The following is a 15,419-nucleotide window of genomic DNA, read 5'->3' on the forward strand; positions in this document are numbered from 1 at the left end:
GCTAGACGCTTCGGGCCGCGTTCTCCCAGGTGGTCGGCTTCCACAGGCCCGAGCGGCGCAGCGACTGCGGGCAGTGGAGGTAGATGTCGTCGATGTCCAGGAGCAGCGCCAGGGCGGGCCGTTGTCCCTTGACGGCCATGGCGTCGAAGAAGGGCGCGTCGGTGAGGATGCGGGCCCGGCCGTTGACCCGCAGGACGTCGGTGGCGCCGGGTATCAGGAACAGCAGGCCCGCGTGCGGGTTCTGAAGGATGTTGTGGAAGCTGTCGCCGCGGCGGTTGCCGGGCCGGTCCGGGAGGGCGAGCGTGCCGTCGTCGATGATGTGCGCGAATCCGGGGCCGTCCCCGCGGGGCGACACGTCGCAGTTGCCCTGGGCGTCGGCCGTGGAGAGCAGGCAGAACGGCGAGCGGGCGATGAGTCCGCGGTCCAGGTCGTCGAGGCGGGGGTGGACCTTGTCGATCACGATCGGGTGCGGCTCGCCGAGGAGTTCGCGCAGCCGGTCCGCGGAGCGCAGTTCCACGTATCCGGTGTCCGTGGTGTGCGGCAAGCCAACTCCTGAGTTCGAAAACGGGTCTCCGGCGGTGTCCGCGGAGGGCCCCGCCTGCCCGCTCAGAGTAGTTGCTGCGTGAACATTATCTGATATTAGGTTAGCCTCACCTTAGGCGTGGAACCTCGTGTTCCGATGCCGGCCGCTGCGCGGCTGACCAGCGAACACGGAACGGAACCAGTGCGACCCAGCAAGGCAGGACGAAGAACGGGACGGCTGCTCCTCGGGCTCGGCGGGGTCGCTCTCGTCCTCGTGGCCGCCGTGGCCCTGAGCCTCGGCGTCGGCTCGGGGCACGTACCGCTCGACGACGTCGTCGCCGGACTCCTCCACCCCGACCGCGGCAACCGCGCCCAGCTCATCGTGCAGGAGGTCCGGATCCCGCGCACGGCGGCCGGCCTGCTCGCGGGCCTGGCGCTCGGACTCGCGGGCACCGTCATGCAGGGCGTGGCCCGCAACCCCCTCGCCGACCCCGGCCTGTTGGGCGTCAACGCCGGAGCCTCCGTCTTCGTCGTCTTCGCCATCAGCGTGCTCGCCCTGACCGAGCCGCGGCAGTACATCTGGTTCGGTTTCCTCGGCGCCTGCCTCGCCGCCGTGCTCGTCTACGGGATCGGCAGCATGGGCCGTGAGGGCGCCACCCCGGTGAAGCTCGCCCTGTCCGGGGCCGCCGTGGCCGCCACCCTCTCCGCCGTGACCAGCGCGATGCTGCTCACGGACGGCAAGACCTTCGACCAGTTCCGCTTCTGGCAGGTCGGTTCCCTCACCGGCCGGGAGGGCGACGTGCTTTGGCAGGCCCTGCCGTTCATCGCCGTCGGCGGCGTGCTGGCCCTCGCGCTGGGCCCGCAGCTCAACACCCTCGCCCTGGGCGACGACACCGCCCGCGGACTCGGCCAGCGGATCGCCCTGGCCCGGCTCGGCGCCGCGGCCTGTGTGGTCCTGCTCTGCGGGGCCGCCACGGTCGTCGCGGGTCCGATCGCCTTCGTGGGCCTGGCCGTTCCGCACGCGGCACGCCTGATCACCGGACCCGACTACCGGTGGATCCTCCCCTACAGCGCCCTGCTCGCACCTGCCTCGCTGCTGCTCGCCGACGTCGTCGGCCGGCTGATCGCGCGGCCCGGCGAGGTCCAGGTCGGAGTCATGACGGCCGCGCTCGGCGCCATCCCCTTCGTCATCCTCGTACGCCGCAGAAAGACGGTGGAGTTGTGAGCGACACGCTCCGTCCCGCCCCGGCCGCGCGCGACGCCCGGCCGGACGAGGACACCCTGCGCGCGGCGAAGGCCCGGGTGGCCTCGGTACGGCGCCGCGGGCGTGCCCGGTTCACCGGCGTCAGCGGCGGCCTGCTCCTGGCCGCGTTCGCCGCGCTGTGCGCCGCGCTCAGCTACGGCGACTACACCGTGCCGATACCGGACGTCCTCGCCACCCTGCTGGGCGGCGGCGACAGCGGCTCGCGGTTCGTCGTCCTCGAACTGCGCCTGCCGCGCGCCCTGCTGGCCCTGCTCGTCGGCTGCTGCTTCGGCCTGTCCGGCGCCGTGTTCCAGACGCTGCTGCGCAATCCGCTGGCGAGCCCCGACGTGATCGGGGTCAGCTCGGGCGCGGGCGCCGCCGTCGTCCTGGCCGGCGGGCTCGCGGGGCTGAGCGGGACGCCGCTGTCGTTCGTGGCGCTTGCCGGTGCCCTCGTCGCGGGCGCCGCGGTCTATCTGCTCGCCTGGCGCAAGGGCGTGAGCGGCTACCGCCTCGTCCTCGTCGGCCTGGGCATCGGGACGGGCCTGTCGAGCGTGATCTCGTACCAGATGACCCGCTCGGACGTGACCGAGGCGCAGACCGCGTTCCTGTGGCTGGCCGGCAGCCTCAACGGGCGTTCCTGGCCGCAGTTCTGGCCCCTGCTCGTCGGCGCCGTGCTGCTCGTGCCGCTCACCGCCCTGGCGGCCCGCGCGCTGCCCGCGCTGCAACTCGGCGACGACACGGCCGGCGGGCTCGGCGCACGCGTCGAGCGGGACCGGCTCGCCCTGCTCGCCTGCGCCACCGCCCTCGCCGGGGTGGCGACGGCCGCCGCGGGGCCCGTCGGGTTCGTCGCCTTCGTGTCGCCGCCCATCGCCCGGCGTCTGGTGCCGGGGCAGGGTGCCGCGCTGCTGCCCTCCGCCGCGATCGGCGCCCTGCTCGTGATCGTCGCCGACTTCGCCGGGCATCACCTGATCCCCGGCACCCAGTTGCCGGTCGGCATCGTCACGAGCGTGATCGGCGCCCCCTACCTGCTGTGGCTCCTGGCCCGCGCCAACCGTGCCGGGCGGGGTGGCTGACCGTGCCCGCACCCCTCACACCCATCCGCCCCGACGACGAGGAGACGCCCGTGGCCTCCCCGCACACCCTGCAGGCCCGCGGCCTCGAACTCGGCTACGGCGAGCGCCGGATCATCACCGGGCTCGACGCCGACATCCCGTCCGGCCGGATCACCGTCGTGGTCGGCCCGAACGCCTGCGGCAAGTCGACCCTGCTGCGCTCGATGGCCCGGCTGCTCGCCCCGACGGCGGGCACGGTCCTGCTCGACGGGCGCAGCGTGCACTCCATGTCCACCAAGGAGGTCGCCGCGGTGCTCGGCGTGCTGCCGCAGACGCCGGTCGCGCCCGAGTCGATCACCGTCGCCGATCTCGTCGGACGGGGCCGCTATCCGCACCAGGGCTGGTTCCGGCGGTGGACGCCCGCCGACGACGAAGCCGTCGCCACGGCCCTGCACGCGACGGACGTCCTCGACCTCGCGGAGCGCTCCATCGACGAGCTCTCCGGCGGCCAGCGCCAGCGCGTGTGGATCGCCATGGCCCTGGCCCAGCAGACGGACGTCCTGCTGCTCGACGAGCCGACGACGTACCTCGACATCAGCCATCAGCTCGACGTCCTGGACCTGCTGACCGACCTCAACCGGGAGCGCGGCGTCACGCTCGTCGTGGTCCTGCACGACCTCAACCTGGCCTGCCGCTACGCCGACCACCTCGTCGCCATGAAGGACGGCCGGATCGTCGCGGAGGGCGCACCCTCCGACATCGTCAGCGAGTCCCTCGTCGAGCAGGTCTTCGGACTGCGCAGCACCGTCGTCCCCGACCCGGCGTCCGGCACCCCGCTCATCGTCCCGATGGGGCGCCATCACATCGCCGCCTCCTCCACCCCGGCCGCCCAGGCCCGACCCCTCTTGTGATCCAGGAAAAGAGCACACCCATGTCCAGCCCCACCACCCCCCGTACCGGCCGGCGCCGCTCCCGGTTCCTCGTCGGCGCTCTCGCTCTCGCGCTGGCCGGTTCCCTCGCGGCCTGCGGCTCCGGCACGGACGACGACGCCGACAGCGCGGGCCGGAAGTCCTCCGGCGCCTTCCCCGCGAAGGTGGCCACCAAGTTCGGCACCATCACGGTCGAGGAGCAGCCCAAGCGCGTGGTCGCTCTTGGGTGGGGCGACGCGGAGACGGCTCTCGCGCTCGGCGTGCAGCCCGTCGGGGCGAGCGACTGGCTGGCGTTCGGCGGAGACGGCCTCGGCCCCTGGGTCACGGCGAAGTACGACAAGTCGCCGCAGAAGATCGGCACCCTCGAGCCCGAGTACGAGAAGATCGCGGCGCTCGAGCCGGACCTCATCCTCGACACCAAGTCGAGCGGTGACCAGACCCGCTACGACACCCTCAGCAAGATCGCTCCGACCGTCGGTGTGCCCAAGGGCGGCGACCAGTACAAGCAGACCTGGAAGAAGCAGACGACGATGGTCGCCCAGGCGCTCGGCGTGCCCGAGAAGGGCGAGAGGCTGATCGCGGACACCGAGAAGCAGTTCAGCGAAGCGGCCGCCGCGCACCCCGAGTTCAAGGACAAGACCATCACCATCGGCTCCCGTACGGCCTCGACCTGGGGCGCGTACGTGCGCGGCACCGGCCGTGTCGACTTCGTCGAGCGGCTCGGCTTCGAGAACAACCCGGCGGTGGAGAAGAAGGCGGGCAAGGCGTTCTCCGTGCCCGTGTCGGAGGAGAACCTCCAGATGCTCGACGCCGATCTGATGGTGATGGCCCCGATCGGCACCACGGCGAAGAAGATCAGCTCCGACCCGCTCTACGCGTCGATCCCGGCGGCGAAGAAGGGGCATTCGGTGGTCTTCGACGACAAGGACATCAGCTCGGCCTTCGCCACCGACTCGATCCTGTCCGTCCAGTACGCGCTCGAGCACGTGGTGCCGCTGTTCGCCGAGGCCATGGAGAAGTAGAGCGGCGGACTACACCCGGCTGCCCGCCGCCGTGTCGGAGGACAGCCGCTGGGCCACGTAGACCGGGATCACCGACAGCAGGACGAGGACGACGGCGACGACGTTGACCACGGGGGCCTGCTGCGGTCTGGCCATGTTGGAGAAGATCCACAGCGGGAGGGTCTGGACGCCGGGGCCGGCCGTGAACGTGGTGACCACGATCTCGTCGAAGGACAGCGCGAACGCGAGCAGGCCGCCGGCCGCGAGCGCCGAGCGGGTCAGCGGGAACGTGATGTCACGGAACGTGCGGAAGGTACCGGCGCCCAGGTCCATGGCCGCCTCCTCGTACGAGCCCGGCAGGCGGCGCAGCCGGGCGGCGACGTTGTTGAAGACGATGACGACGCAGAACGTGGCGTGTCCGACGACCACCGTGAACAGGCCGAGGCCGATCCCGAGCGGTTCCAGGACCGTACGGAAGGCCGTGTTGAGGGCGACGCCCGTGATGATGCCGGGCAGCGCGATGGGCAGGACGACGGCGAAGGAGATCGCGTTCCGGCCGAAGAAGCGGTGCCGGGCGACGGCGTGGGCGATGAGCGTGCCGAGGACGAGGGCGATGAGCGTGGCGCCGAGGCCCGCCTTGACCGAGGTCCACAGGGCGTCCCTGGCGCCCGCGCTGTGCCAGGCGTCCCGCCACCAGCGCAGGGTGAGACCGCTCGGCGGCCAGCTCGAACTGCGGTCCTGGTTGACGGAGTTGACGATGACAAGGAGCAGCGGGACGTAGATGACGGCGAAGCCGGCGCAGGCGCCGACGCGCAGTGCGACGCGCGCGGGGCGGGACAGGTGCACCACGGGCTCCTTCAGAGGCTGCTGAGCGCGCCGGTGCGGCGCACGGCGAGCAGGTAGAGGACGATGACGACGACCGGCACGGTGCCGAGGGCGGCGGCCAGCGGCAGGTCGAGCGTGATGTTGGCGTAGATGACGTTGCCGATGAGCTGGGTCCTGCCGCCGACGATCTGGACGGCGATGTAGTCGCCGAGGCTGAGCGAGAACGTGAAGACGGAGCCCGCCGCGACGGACGGCAGGACGAGCGGCAGCAGCACCGTGCGGAAGGTGCGCCAGGTGCGGGCGCCGAGGTCGGCGGAGGCGTCGAGCAGCCGGTCGGGGACGCGTTCGAGACCGGCGTGGATCGGCAGGATCATGTACGGCAGCCAGAGGTAGGTCAGGACCAGGACCGTCGCGGTCAGTCCGTAGCCGGGCCCGCTGATCCCGAACGGGGTCAACAGCCAGTCCAGCAGGCCCCCTTCGGCGAGCATGACGCGCCACGCGTAGGCCTTGACGAGGTAACTCGCCCACAGCGGCGTGAGGAGGGCGACGACGAGCAGCGGGCGCCACCGGGGACGGGCGACGCGCGCCGTGTAGAACGCGATCGGAAACGCGAGCACGATGCACAGCGCCGTGACGCCGAGAGCAACTCCCACGCTGCGCAGGGCGACTTGGCGGTAGACGTCCGTCGTGAACAACGTCTTGAAGTTGGAGAGCGTCCAGCTGCGCACGATGTCCGACGTGAACGGGTCCGTGGTCCACAGGCCCGACAGGAAGAGCACCGCGAGCGATCCCAGGTAGGCGACGACGAGCCAGGTCAGGGGCGCCGCGAGGAGCAGGGCGAGGCGCAGCCGGGGGCTGCGGCGCAGCGCCCCGGCGGCCTTCTTCCCGACGGTCACGGCCACCTCAGCCCTTGATCCCGGTCCACGCCTGCACCCACTTCGCGTACGGCACACAGGTGACGTCGGTGCGTCCGTCGAGGCACTGCGGGATGGGTGTGGTCCAGAAGTGGACCTGCTTCCAGTAGGCGGCGTCGTCGGCGTGGTAGGTCGCGCAGTGCTGTTTGTCGGTCGTCCGCTCACAGGCCTTGGCGTTCGAGGGTGCCTCGCCGAAGTACTCGGCGACCTGCGCGTTGGCCTGGGGCGAGACGATCCAGTCGAGCCATTTGTAGGCGCAGTTGGGGTGTTCGGCCTTCGCGGAGACCATCCACGTGTCGGACCAGCCGGTGGCGCCCTCCTTCGGGAGGACGGCCTTGACGGGGGCCTTCTCGGCCTGGGCGGTGTTCACGATGACCTGCCAGCTGGTGCCGATCACCGAGTCGCCGCTCTTGAAGGCGGAGATCTCCTTCAGGTAGTCGCTCCAGTACTCGCCGACGTTCCCGTTCTGCTTCTTCAACAGGGCGACGGCGGCGTCGAATTGCTTCTGGTCGAGTGCGTACGGGTCCTTGATGCCGAGGCCGGGCCGGGTCTTCATCAGATACAACGCGGCGTCGGCGAGGTAGATCGGGGAGTCGTAGGCGGTGACCTTGCCCTTGTACGCGGACGCGTCGTCGAAGACGGCCTTCCAGGAGTCGGGGGCCGGGGACACCTTGTCGGTGCGGTACATGAGGAGGTTGGCGCCGCGGCCGTGCGGGATGCCGTAGGCGACCTTCTTGACGGAGTTCCAGGGTTGCATCTTGAGCCCCGGGAAGATGTCCGCGTAGTTGGGCACGAGGTCGGTGTTGACGGGGGCGGCGTCGCCGGAGGCGATCAGGCGCAGGGAGGCGTCGCCGGACGCGGAGACGGCGTCGTACTGGCCGGTCTTCATCAGGTTGACCATCTCGTCGGAGGTTCCGGCGACCTTGGTGCTGACCTGGCAGCCCGTGCGTTTCTCGAAGGGGGTGACCCAGTCGACCTTCGGGTCGTTCGAGCCGTCCTCGGCGTAACCGGCCCAGGCGATGAGGTTGACCTTGCCCTCGGTCTTTCCGAGGGAGGTGGGCGCGGACAGCTTCGGCGGGGTGAAGCCCTGCCCGCCGGGCGCGCCCGAGGAGCCGCCGCCCCCGTCGTCCGATGAGCCGCAGGCGGTGACGAGCAGCAGTCCGCCGAGGGCGGTGGCGGCCATGAGGGTTCGAGGTGCGCGCACGAGGTCTCCCTGTCGGTCGATTCGCGTGGGTCGCTCAAGTCGTGCTGTGCGGTGGGTCGCTCACGTCGTGCTGTGCGGCGTGGCGCTCAAGTCGTGTTGTGCAGTGGGACGTTGTGCCGTCGGTGCCAGCGGAGCAGGACGCGGCTGCCCGGCAGGGCGAGGGCGTCGGCCGCGGTCGTGTCGAGGTTCTGCCGTACGACGACGAAGCGCGCGCCGGCGTCGGTGTCGACGACGACGCGGGTGCTGTCCCCGAGGTAGACGGCGTCGGCGACAGTACCGCGCACCTCGCTGTGGTGGGCACGATCGTGCTCCCCCTCGTCGGGCAGCACACGGATCTTCTCGGGTCTGACGCCGAATGTCCCGGCTTTCCCCACGATCAGCTCGGCGGCCGCGCCGGTGAGGGTGTTGGACGTGCCGACGAAGGACGCGACGAACGCGGAGGCGGGCGTTTCGTACAACTCCCCCGGCGTGCCCACCTGTTCGACGCGCCCGGCGTTCATGACGGCGACGCGGTCGCTGAGCGCGAGGGCCTCGGCCTGGTCGTGGGTGACGAGGACGAAGGTGATCCCGCTTACCCGCTGCAACTCCTTCAGCTCGGTCTGCATCTGTTCGCGCAGCTTGAGGTCGAGGGCGCCGAGCGGCTCGTCGAGGAGCAGCACGCGGGGGCGTACGACCAACGCCCGTGCCAGCGCGACGCGTTGACGCTGGCCGCCGGAGAGCTGCCCTGGTCTGCGCCCGCCGAACCCTTCGAGTCGGACGGAGGCGAGAGCGGCGCGGGCCCGCTCGGCCTGCTCCCGGCGGCTCGCGCTGCGCACCTTGAGGCCGTAGGCGACGTTCTGCTCGACGCTCATGTGCGGGAAGAGCGCGTAGTCCTGGAAGACGGTGGTGACGTCGCGCTCGAAGGGGGCGTGCCGGGTGACGTCGGCGCCGTCGAGGAGGACGGCGCCGCTCGTCGGTGTCTCGAAACCGGCGACGAGACGGAGCACGGTCGTCTTGCCGGACCCGGACGGGCCGAGCAGCGAGAAGAACTCGCCCTCGGCCACGTCGAGTTCGACTCCGTCGACGGCGCGCACGTCACCGAACACCTTGTGCACCGCGCGCAGGGCGATCGCGGCGGCCGGTTGTCCTTTTTGCGGTTGTGCGGGCATGGCCATACGCGTAGATCATGCACATTTCAACGGCTCTCACAAGACCGCCGGTGACCCGTTGATCGGGTTTGTACCGTAATCGGAATGTGCGCTCCGCGGTCAGGACCGGTCCTGGCCGACCCGGTGACCGAGGCGTGCCACACGTCCCTTCTCGCCCGCCGCCCAGCACGCGCCGTCGTGCGTGCAGTCGACGGTGTCGTACGAGCCCGGGTCCACGGTGCGCCAGGTGCGGCCGCCGTTCGTGGTGAGGTCGGTGCCGGTCGGGCCGACCGCGAGCGCGGCGGTACGGCTGTGCGGGAGCCAGGCGACGCCGGAGCGATAGGCGGGCGGGGGCTGCGCCGACGGGGTCCAGCTGCGGCCCGCGTCGCCGGTCACCGCCGCGGCCCGCGGCGAGGGCAGCCCCGCGTTGTAGTCGCCGCCGACGGCGATGCCGTGGGTCCGGTCGCGGAAGGCGAGGCCGAAGACGCCCCGGGCGGCGTCGCCCGCCGGGATCGGGGTCTTCGTCGCGGTCCAGGTCAGACCGCGGTCGGCGGAGTGCAGCACCCGGGAGGCCGCGCCGCCGCCGGTGGCGAGCCAGACGTCGCGCGGCCCGGACGCCACCAGGCACTGCCCGGACGCGGCGAAGCCCGCCTCGCCGCTCTGCGCGGGCGGCATCCCGGTGTTCGGCAGGACCCGCCAGGAACGGCCCCCGTCCCGGGTCGACAGGATGCGGTACCTGCCGTCGACCGGGTCGCTCATCGCGAGGCCGTGGCGGCGGTCGAAGAACGTGACGCAGTCGTAGAACGCCTTCGGGTCGGTGTTGCGGAACGACTCCGTCCAGGTGGCGCCGCCGTCATCGGTGCGCAAGATCCGGGACGCCTCGCCCTCGCCGATGGCCAGGACCACCGCGCGGCGGGCGTCGAACGCCTCGATGTCGCGGAACTCCAGCGCGTCCGCGCCGGGCGGCGACACCGGCTTCCAGTGCGCGCCGCCGTCCGTGGTGCGCAGCACCGTGCCCTTGGACCCGGCGACCCACGCCGTGTGCCGGTCGACGGCGGCCAGCCCCCGGAAGCGGGCGTCGGTGTGCGTGTCCTTCAGCTCCCAGGCCGGTGTCCTGGCGGCGGCGGGCCCCGGTGCGACACCGAGCGCGACCGCCGCGAGGAGCGCCGCCGCGCAGGCCGCCGCCGTCCGTCCCGCCTTCCCCGTACGCCCCATGTTCCGCCCTGTCCTCACAGTCCTCAGTCGCGTCATGGCGCGCGAAGGTAGTCCACCATCCGGGTGGCGTCCAGAGCACCGGGATTGAAACCGGTGACAGAGGTCACTCGTGTTTCGTCCGGCTTCTGGTGCACGGATTTCCCCATTCCGACGTCTATTCAAATGAGCCCGTCCGACCGTCCGTCGTCGTCCGTGCAGTTGTCCCAAGGAGCTGGCGTTGTCCATCGTCATCGAGCAAGCCGTAGAGGCCCGTCTGGTCGCCGCCGCCCCCCGGATGGCGAGCATCCCCGCCACGCTGGGCTACGACGTACGCGACCCGTTCGCCGTGCGCATGTCCTTCCCGGCCCCCGCCACCCTGGAAGGCGTCGACGTGTGCTGGACGTTCGCCCGGGAACTGCTCACCTCCGGGATGACGGAGACCGCGGGCGCCGGTGACGTACGGGTCCGGCCGTACGGGTACGACCGGACGGTCCTGGAGTTCCACGCCGCGGAGGGCACCGCGATCGTGCACATCCGCACGGGCGAGATCCAGCGCTTCCTGTCGGACACGACGGCGCTGGTGCCGGTCGGCGAGGAGTCGCTCCACGTGGACCTGGACGGGGACCTGGCGGAGCTGCTGCGGGACGCGTACTGAGCGGTCCCGTGGGATGACCGCGGCTGCGGGACGGCGTAGCGGGCTCGTCGCGGACGCCGGGCCGAACCGCAGGTGAACCACATGCATCGCACAAAGAAGTTGCTGACAGCCGGGGCAGCGGATGCCAGGATGCGGTGGAACAGGCGTCCGGGGGACGTGGGAACAAGCGTCCGGGGGGACGCGCTCGGCGGGGGGCTCCATGGTGCACGGGGGGCAGGACGGACGCGGGACGACGTCCGGACCGTCCGCGGCGGTGATCGCCGCCGGGCTCGTCGTCCTGCTGTCCACGGCCGCGCTGGTGCTGCGCCCCGGTCACGGCCTCCTCCATTCCGGAAAGGGCGCGCTGGGCGACCGCGGGATCGTGGTGGTCGCGCTCGTCGCCGCCTGGACACTGGGCTTCACTCTCTGCACGAGGCGGCTGCGCACCCGGATCGGCGCGAACCGCACCACACCGTCGCCGGCCGGGGAACGGTTGCGACAGGTCGCCCTCCCCCTGCTCCTGGCCGGGCCGCTCCTGCTCGGGATCCTCGCCCTGGTCCTGCACCGCTTCACCCGGCACAGCTCGCCCGCCGAGCAGCCGCCCCCGCCGCCGAGCCTCGCGCCGATGACGGGCGGTGCTCAGGGGGGGCCGGCGGGCAGCGGGAACTCCACGCCCTGGCCGCTCTACCTTCTCCTCGGCGTGATCGCCCTCATCGCGGCGGCCGGGCTCGTGGTGATGCTCGTGGTCCTGGTACGCCGCCGGTTGCGCCGGGGTCTCACACTGCCCGAGCCCGGTGCGGGACCGGCCGCGGACGAGACCGACCAGGACCGGACACTGCTGCTGTCCGCCGTGGGGTCGGGGCGCCGGGCGCTGACCGAGGGCGGGGACGCGCGAGCGGCCGTGATCGCCTGCTACGCCGCCATGGAGGAGGCCCTCGCCGCCTCCGGCGTGGACCGCCGCGCCTCCGACAGCCCCGCCGACCTGCTCACGCGCGCCGCCCGCGCGGGCCTCGCCGCGGGCCCGGCCGCACCCCGCCTCACCGCGCTGTTCCGCGAAGCGCGCTACTCCTCGCACCCGATGGACGAGACCCGGCGCGAGGCCGCCGCCACCGCTCTCGAGGAGATCGCCGCACAGCTCGACGACCGGGAGGCCGCGGGGTGACCCAGCACTTCAGAGACCACGGCGACCCGCTGGTTCGCGCGCGCCAGGATCTGACGGCCCGACAACTCCTGCTGCTGCTCGGTGTGATGGGCGTGTCCGCCGCCGTTCTGGTGCTGCTTGTCGACGGGGCGGAGGCGGCAGGTGCCGTGGTGGCCGTGCTCGTCGTCACCGCGCTCGCCGTCGCACGGTACGTCGTCGGCGCGGGCGCCTTCGACTCCGGGCGGCGCGACGACGTACGGCTGCTGCGCGCGCGGGCCCCCGGCATGGGCGAGTGGCGGAGCAACATCCGCACGGCCGCCGGCTCCGACGGCGCCCTCTACTACCGCGCGGTGCTCCGGCCCGAACTGCGCCGCCTGTTCGCGGCCACGCTCGCCGAGCACCACCACGTCTCGCTCGACCAGCAGCCGGAGCGCGCCGCCGAACTGATCGGGGCGGACCTGTGGCCGTGGCTCGGGCCGGCGACGCCCCGCACCGGGCCCGACGGCGACGTGCCCGTCGACGTGCTGCGCCGTCTCGTCGACCGCCTCGAAGCGCTCGGCGACCCCCGTACCCGTACCCGCACCGACGACCCGGCAGGATGAGGAAGAACGACGTGACGCAGCACTCCGCATCGCAGCCCCTACCGGCCTCCGTACAGCCCCGGGTCTCGCCACCTCGGTCCATGACGCCCGAACAGGTCGGCGATCAGGCCTCCGCCGTGCTGCGCGAGGTCGGCCGTGCGGTCGTGGGCAAGCCGGACGCCCTCGAACTCGTGATGCTGGGCGTGCTGGCCGGCGGGCACGTGCTCGTCGAGGACCTGCCCGGCCTCGGCAAGACGCTGCTGGCCCGCTCGTTCGCCACCACGCTCGGCCTCGACTTCCGCCGCATCCAGTTCACCCCGGACCTGCTCCCGTCGGACGTCACCGGGGCGTCCCTGTACGACCAGCGGAGCGGCGAGATGGTGTTCCACGCGGGGCCCGTCTTCACGCATCTGCTGCTCGCCGACGAGATCAACCGGACGCCGCCCAAGACGCAGGCGGCGCTCCTGGAGGCGATGGCCGAGTCGCAGGTGACGGTGGACGGGGCGACGCGTCCGCTGGCCGACCCGTTCATGGTCATCGCGACCGCCAACCCCGTGGAGTACGAGGGGACGTACTCGCTGCCCGAGGCCCAGCTCGACCGCTTCCAACTCCGCGTGCGCATGGGCTACTTGGCCGCCGACGAGGAGCTGTCCATGCTGCGGGCCCGGGTCGACCGGGCCGCGCCCGAAGCCGTCCTCGACCGGCTCGCGGACCCTGCCGACGTGGTGGCCTGGCGGGCCGCGGTGGAGCGCGTCGAGATCGACGACGACCTTCTCGCGTACGCCGTCGCACTCGTCGGCGCCACCCGCGAGCACCCCCAGATCAGCATCGGCGCGTCCCCGCGCGGCGGACTCGCACTCGTGCAACTCGCCCGCGCCCGGTCGGTGTTGAACGGCCGCGACTTCGTGATCCCGGAAGACCTGAAGGCCCTCGCGGTACCGGCGCTCGCCCACCGGGTGTCGCTGCGACCGGAGTTGTGGGTGCGCGAGGTGTCCACGGACGACGTGCTGCGGGAGATCGTCGCCGGCGTCGCCACGCCCTCGACACGGCGCACCGCCGCCGTCCCGTCATGACGCCACCCGTGCGCCGGCCCGACGCCGCCGCGCTGCGCGCTCTCGAAGGCCGGACCGAGGCGGCGCAGGCGCCCGCCCCGCCGCCCGGCGGTCCGCGGCCGGGCGAACGGGCCCTGCGGCTGCTGTCCGCGGCCGTCGTCGCGCTCGGCGCGGCCCTTCTCACGGGTAAACCGTGGCTGCTCGCGCTCGCCGCGGCGCCGCTGGTGCTCCTCGCGCTGTCGCTGCCGCGCGCCTACGTCCGGCGGATCGAGACAGCGGTGACGGTGGAGCCGCGCCGCTGCTTCGAGGGGGACACCGTCACGGTGCGGATCTCGGTGGCGCACGACGGCGGCGCCGTCCGTCTCGACCCCGGTGTCACGCTCGGCCCCGGTTTCCGGCTCGACGAGGTCGTCGCGGGACGCTCCACGGTGACGCTGCGCCACACCGCGCTGCGCTGGGGCCGCTGGTCACTGGGGCCCGTGGACCTCGACGTGTACGACGCCGGGGGCACCGTGCGCCGCTCCGTGCGGGTCAACGCGGTGGACGTCTCGGTGTTCCCGCACGCCACGCACGCCCGGTTCACGCCCATCCCGGCGCGGCTGCCGCAGCGGCTCGGCGAGCACACGGCGGCGCAGACCGGTGAGGGCGTCGAGATCATCGGGGTGCGCGCCTGGGAGCCGGGTGAGCGGCAGCGGCGGATCCACTGGCCGTCGACGACCCGGCGGGGCACGGTGCAGCTGTACCGGTTCGCGGCCGAGCGGGCCGCCGACACGGTGATGCTGCTCGACGCGTTCGGTGACGTCGTCGACCCGGCGACCGGGGTCTCGTCGCTGGACGAAACCGTACGGGCGGCCACCGGCCTTGCCCGGGCGTATCTGCGCACCCACGACCGTGTCGGCGTCGTCTCGACCGGCGGCACGACGCGGTGGCTGCGGCCCGCGACCGGGGACGCCGCGTTCTACCGCATCGTCGAGAGCGTCCTCGACGTCCGCAAAGACCGCCGGTTCGACGCGCCCGGCCTGGAGCGCGTACCGCAGCCCGCACTGCCGGAGGGCGCCCTCGTGTACGTGTTCACGCCGCTGAGCGACGCCCGGATCCTCAAGGTGCTGCGGGATCTGCAGGGGCGGGCCCGGCGGCCCGTCGTCGTGGAGATCCCGAGCGGTGACCCCCGGGTCGAACCGGGCGATGCCGCGGGCGAGTTGGGGCTGCGGCTGTGGCACGCGGACCGGGACGCGATGCGGTTCGCGCTGCGGGACAGCGGGGTTCCGGTGCTGCGGCACACCGTGGGTGAGCCGCTGGACCTGGCCCTTGCGCCGCTGCTGTCGGGCCGGGTGGGCGGGCGGCCTCGATGACCGTACGGGAGCAGCGCGTGTCCTGGCCGCGCTACGTCGCCCACTGGGCCCGGCACGAGGCCCGGACGCTGCCCGTACGTGTCCTCGGCGTGGCCCTGTTGGTGATGGCCGGGCGGCCGTGGGAGACGGTGCACTCCGCGGTCTGGGCGGTGCTGTTCGCCGGGGCGGTGGTGTTCGCGGCGTGGGCGGCGCCCGGGGTGGACCGGCGGCCCTCATTGGCGTCGGCCCGCTGGACGCATCGGCTCGCACGGCACCGGACCTCGGTCCTGGCCTGCGGGGCGGTCGCCGTCGCGGGAGTCGGTGAGACGCGGGGGTGGCAGGGCGGTGGGGTGGCCGTGCTGCTGGTGGCGTACCTGGTGGCGAGCGATACGTGGCTTTTTGGGGCGGGCTCTTCTGGGGCGGGCTCTTCGGTGGGGCGGCGGGGTGTTGCGCGGGTGTGGGTTGAAGGGGCCGGGGCGGTTGTGGGGGCTCTGGTGGTGTTGGGGGCGGCTGCGGTGCCTGTGGGGGTTGTCGGGGGTGGGCGGGTGGTTGCTGCGGGGGTTCTTGTGGTGGGGGGTGCGGGGGTGTGCGTGTGGTTTGTGCGGCGGTGGTGTCGCTGACGGGCCCGTGCCGGGGGCTGGTCGGTGTGTCCGGCTCGGGTTGGTGGGG

Annotated in this window: 15 protein-coding genes; 9 read left to right on the forward strand and 6 right to left on the reverse strand. The window is 72.6% G+C overall.

Annotated features, from left to right (window positions below; translation table 11 throughout):
- Position 1: 1 nt before the first annotated feature.
- Entirely contained in the window at positions 2 to 544 is a 543-nt protein-coding gene (locus tag ABD366_RS10685) for an MSMEG_1061 family FMN-dependent PPOX-type flavoprotein (RefSeq protein ID WP_324772434.1), read from the reverse strand.
- A gap of 135 nt (positions 545 to 679) precedes the next feature.
- Between ABD366_RS10685 and ABD366_RS10690 the strand changes: the two genes are divergently transcribed.
- From ABD366_RS10690 to ABD366_RS10705, 4 genes are read left to right on the forward strand one after another with little or no spacing between them, the layout of a single operon-like run.
- Positions 680 to 1,747 carry a FecCD family ABC transporter permease gene (locus tag ABD366_RS10690; RefSeq protein WP_411293823.1) on the forward strand — a complete coding sequence of 356 codons (1,068 nt, stop codon included), beginning with the start codon at positions 680 to 682 and terminating at the stop codon, positions 1,745 to 1,747.
- Complete coding sequence (locus tag ABD366_RS10695; protein WP_425576949.1) at positions 1,744 to 2,838, forward strand: FecCD family ABC transporter permease; 1,095 nt, start codon at positions 1,744 to 1,746, stop codon at positions 2,836 to 2,838. Before ABD366_RS10690 ends, ABD366_RS10695 begins: the two co-directional genes overlap by 4 nt.
- A 2-nt stretch (positions 2,839 to 2,840) precedes the next feature.
- Positions 2,841 to 3,728: an ABC transporter ATP-binding protein gene (locus ABD366_RS10700; protein ID WP_324769473.1), complete on the forward strand. Its 888-nt coding sequence runs from the start codon at positions 2,841 to 2,843 to the stop codon at positions 3,726 to 3,728.
- 20 nt (positions 3,729 to 3,748) lie between these two features.
- A complete protein-coding gene (locus ABD366_RS10705) occupies positions 3,749 to 4,768 on the forward strand; it encodes an iron-siderophore ABC transporter substrate-binding protein (protein WP_324769472.1) in 1,020 nt (339 codons plus the stop codon).
- A 9-nt stretch (positions 4,769 to 4,777) separates the two neighbouring features.
- Here the strand turns inward: ABD366_RS10705 and ABD366_RS10710 are convergent, their stop codons facing one another.
- From ABD366_RS10710 to ABD366_RS10730, 5 genes are all read right to left on the reverse strand, one after another.
- On the reverse strand, positions 4,778 to 5,593 hold the full coding sequence (locus ABD366_RS10710; protein ID WP_324769471.1) for an ABC transporter permease: 816 nt from the start codon (positions 5,591 to 5,593) through the stop codon (positions 4,778 to 4,780).
- Positions 5,594 to 5,604: 11 nt separating this feature from the next.
- Positions 5,605 to 6,468 carry an ABC transporter permease gene (locus ABD366_RS10715; RefSeq protein WP_324769469.1) on the reverse strand — a complete coding sequence of 288 codons (864 nt, stop codon included), beginning with the start codon at positions 6,466 to 6,468 and terminating at the stop codon, positions 5,605 to 5,607.
- Between the two features lie 7 nt (positions 6,469 to 6,475).
- A complete protein-coding gene (locus tag ABD366_RS10720) occupies positions 6,476 to 7,690 on the reverse strand; it encodes an ABC transporter substrate-binding protein (protein WP_411293716.1) in 1,215 nt (404 codons plus the stop codon).
- An 86-nt stretch (positions 7,691 to 7,776) separates the two neighbouring features.
- On the reverse strand, positions 7,777 to 8,838 hold the full coding sequence (locus ABD366_RS10725) for an ABC transporter ATP-binding protein (RefSeq protein WP_324769467.1): 1,062 nt from the start codon (positions 8,836 to 8,838) through the stop codon (positions 7,777 to 7,779).
- Between the two features lie 99 nt (positions 8,839 to 8,937).
- A complete protein-coding gene (locus ABD366_RS10730; RefSeq protein WP_324769466.1) occupies positions 8,938 to 10,032 on the reverse strand; it encodes a WD40/YVTN/BNR-like repeat-containing protein in 1,095 nt (364 codons plus the stop codon).
- Between the two features lie 217 nt (positions 10,033 to 10,249).
- Here ABD366_RS10730 and ssgD point away from each other — a divergent pair, with 217 nt between their 5' ends.
- The 5 genes from ssgD to ABD366_RS10755 all read left to right on the forward strand — a co-directional run bounded on the left by ssgD (position 10,250) and on the right by ABD366_RS10755 (position 14,771).
- Entirely contained in the window at positions 10,250 to 10,666 is a 417-nt protein-coding gene (gene ssgD / locus ABD366_RS10735) for a spore wall synthesis regulator SsgD (RefSeq protein WP_324769465.1), read from the forward strand.
- Positions 10,667 to 10,865: 199 nt separating this feature from the next.
- Positions 10,866 to 11,807: a DUF4129 domain-containing protein gene (locus ABD366_RS10740; RefSeq protein WP_324769464.1), complete on the forward strand. Its 942-nt coding sequence runs from the start codon at positions 10,866 to 10,868 to the stop codon at positions 11,805 to 11,807.
- Positions 11,804 to 12,388 (forward strand): hypothetical protein, encoded by a 585-nt coding sequence (locus tag ABD366_RS10745; protein ID WP_324769463.1) that lies wholly within the window; start codon positions 11,804 to 11,806, stop codon positions 12,386 to 12,388. The genes ABD366_RS10740 and ABD366_RS10745 overlap by 4 nt, the downstream gene beginning before the upstream one ends.
- A gap of 80 nt (positions 12,389 to 12,468) precedes the next feature.
- The gene (locus ABD366_RS10750) at positions 12,469 to 13,440 is read left to right on the forward strand and encodes an AAA family ATPase (RefSeq protein WP_324769462.1); all 972 of its coding nucleotides are present in this window, start codon (positions 12,469 to 12,471) and stop codon (positions 13,438 to 13,440) included.
- Positions 13,437 to 14,771 (forward strand): DUF58 domain-containing protein, encoded by a 1,335-nt coding sequence (locus ABD366_RS10755; protein WP_344441539.1) that lies wholly within the window; start codon positions 13,437 to 13,439, stop codon positions 14,769 to 14,771. The genes ABD366_RS10750 and ABD366_RS10755 overlap by 4 nt, the downstream gene beginning before the upstream one ends.
- Positions 14,772 to 15,419: the final 648 nt, after the last annotated feature.

Source organism: Streptomyces kunmingensis (genome assembly GCF_039533535.1).
Lineage (GTDB): Bacteria > Actinomycetota > Actinomycetes > Streptomycetales > Streptomycetaceae > Streptomyces > Streptomyces kunmingensis.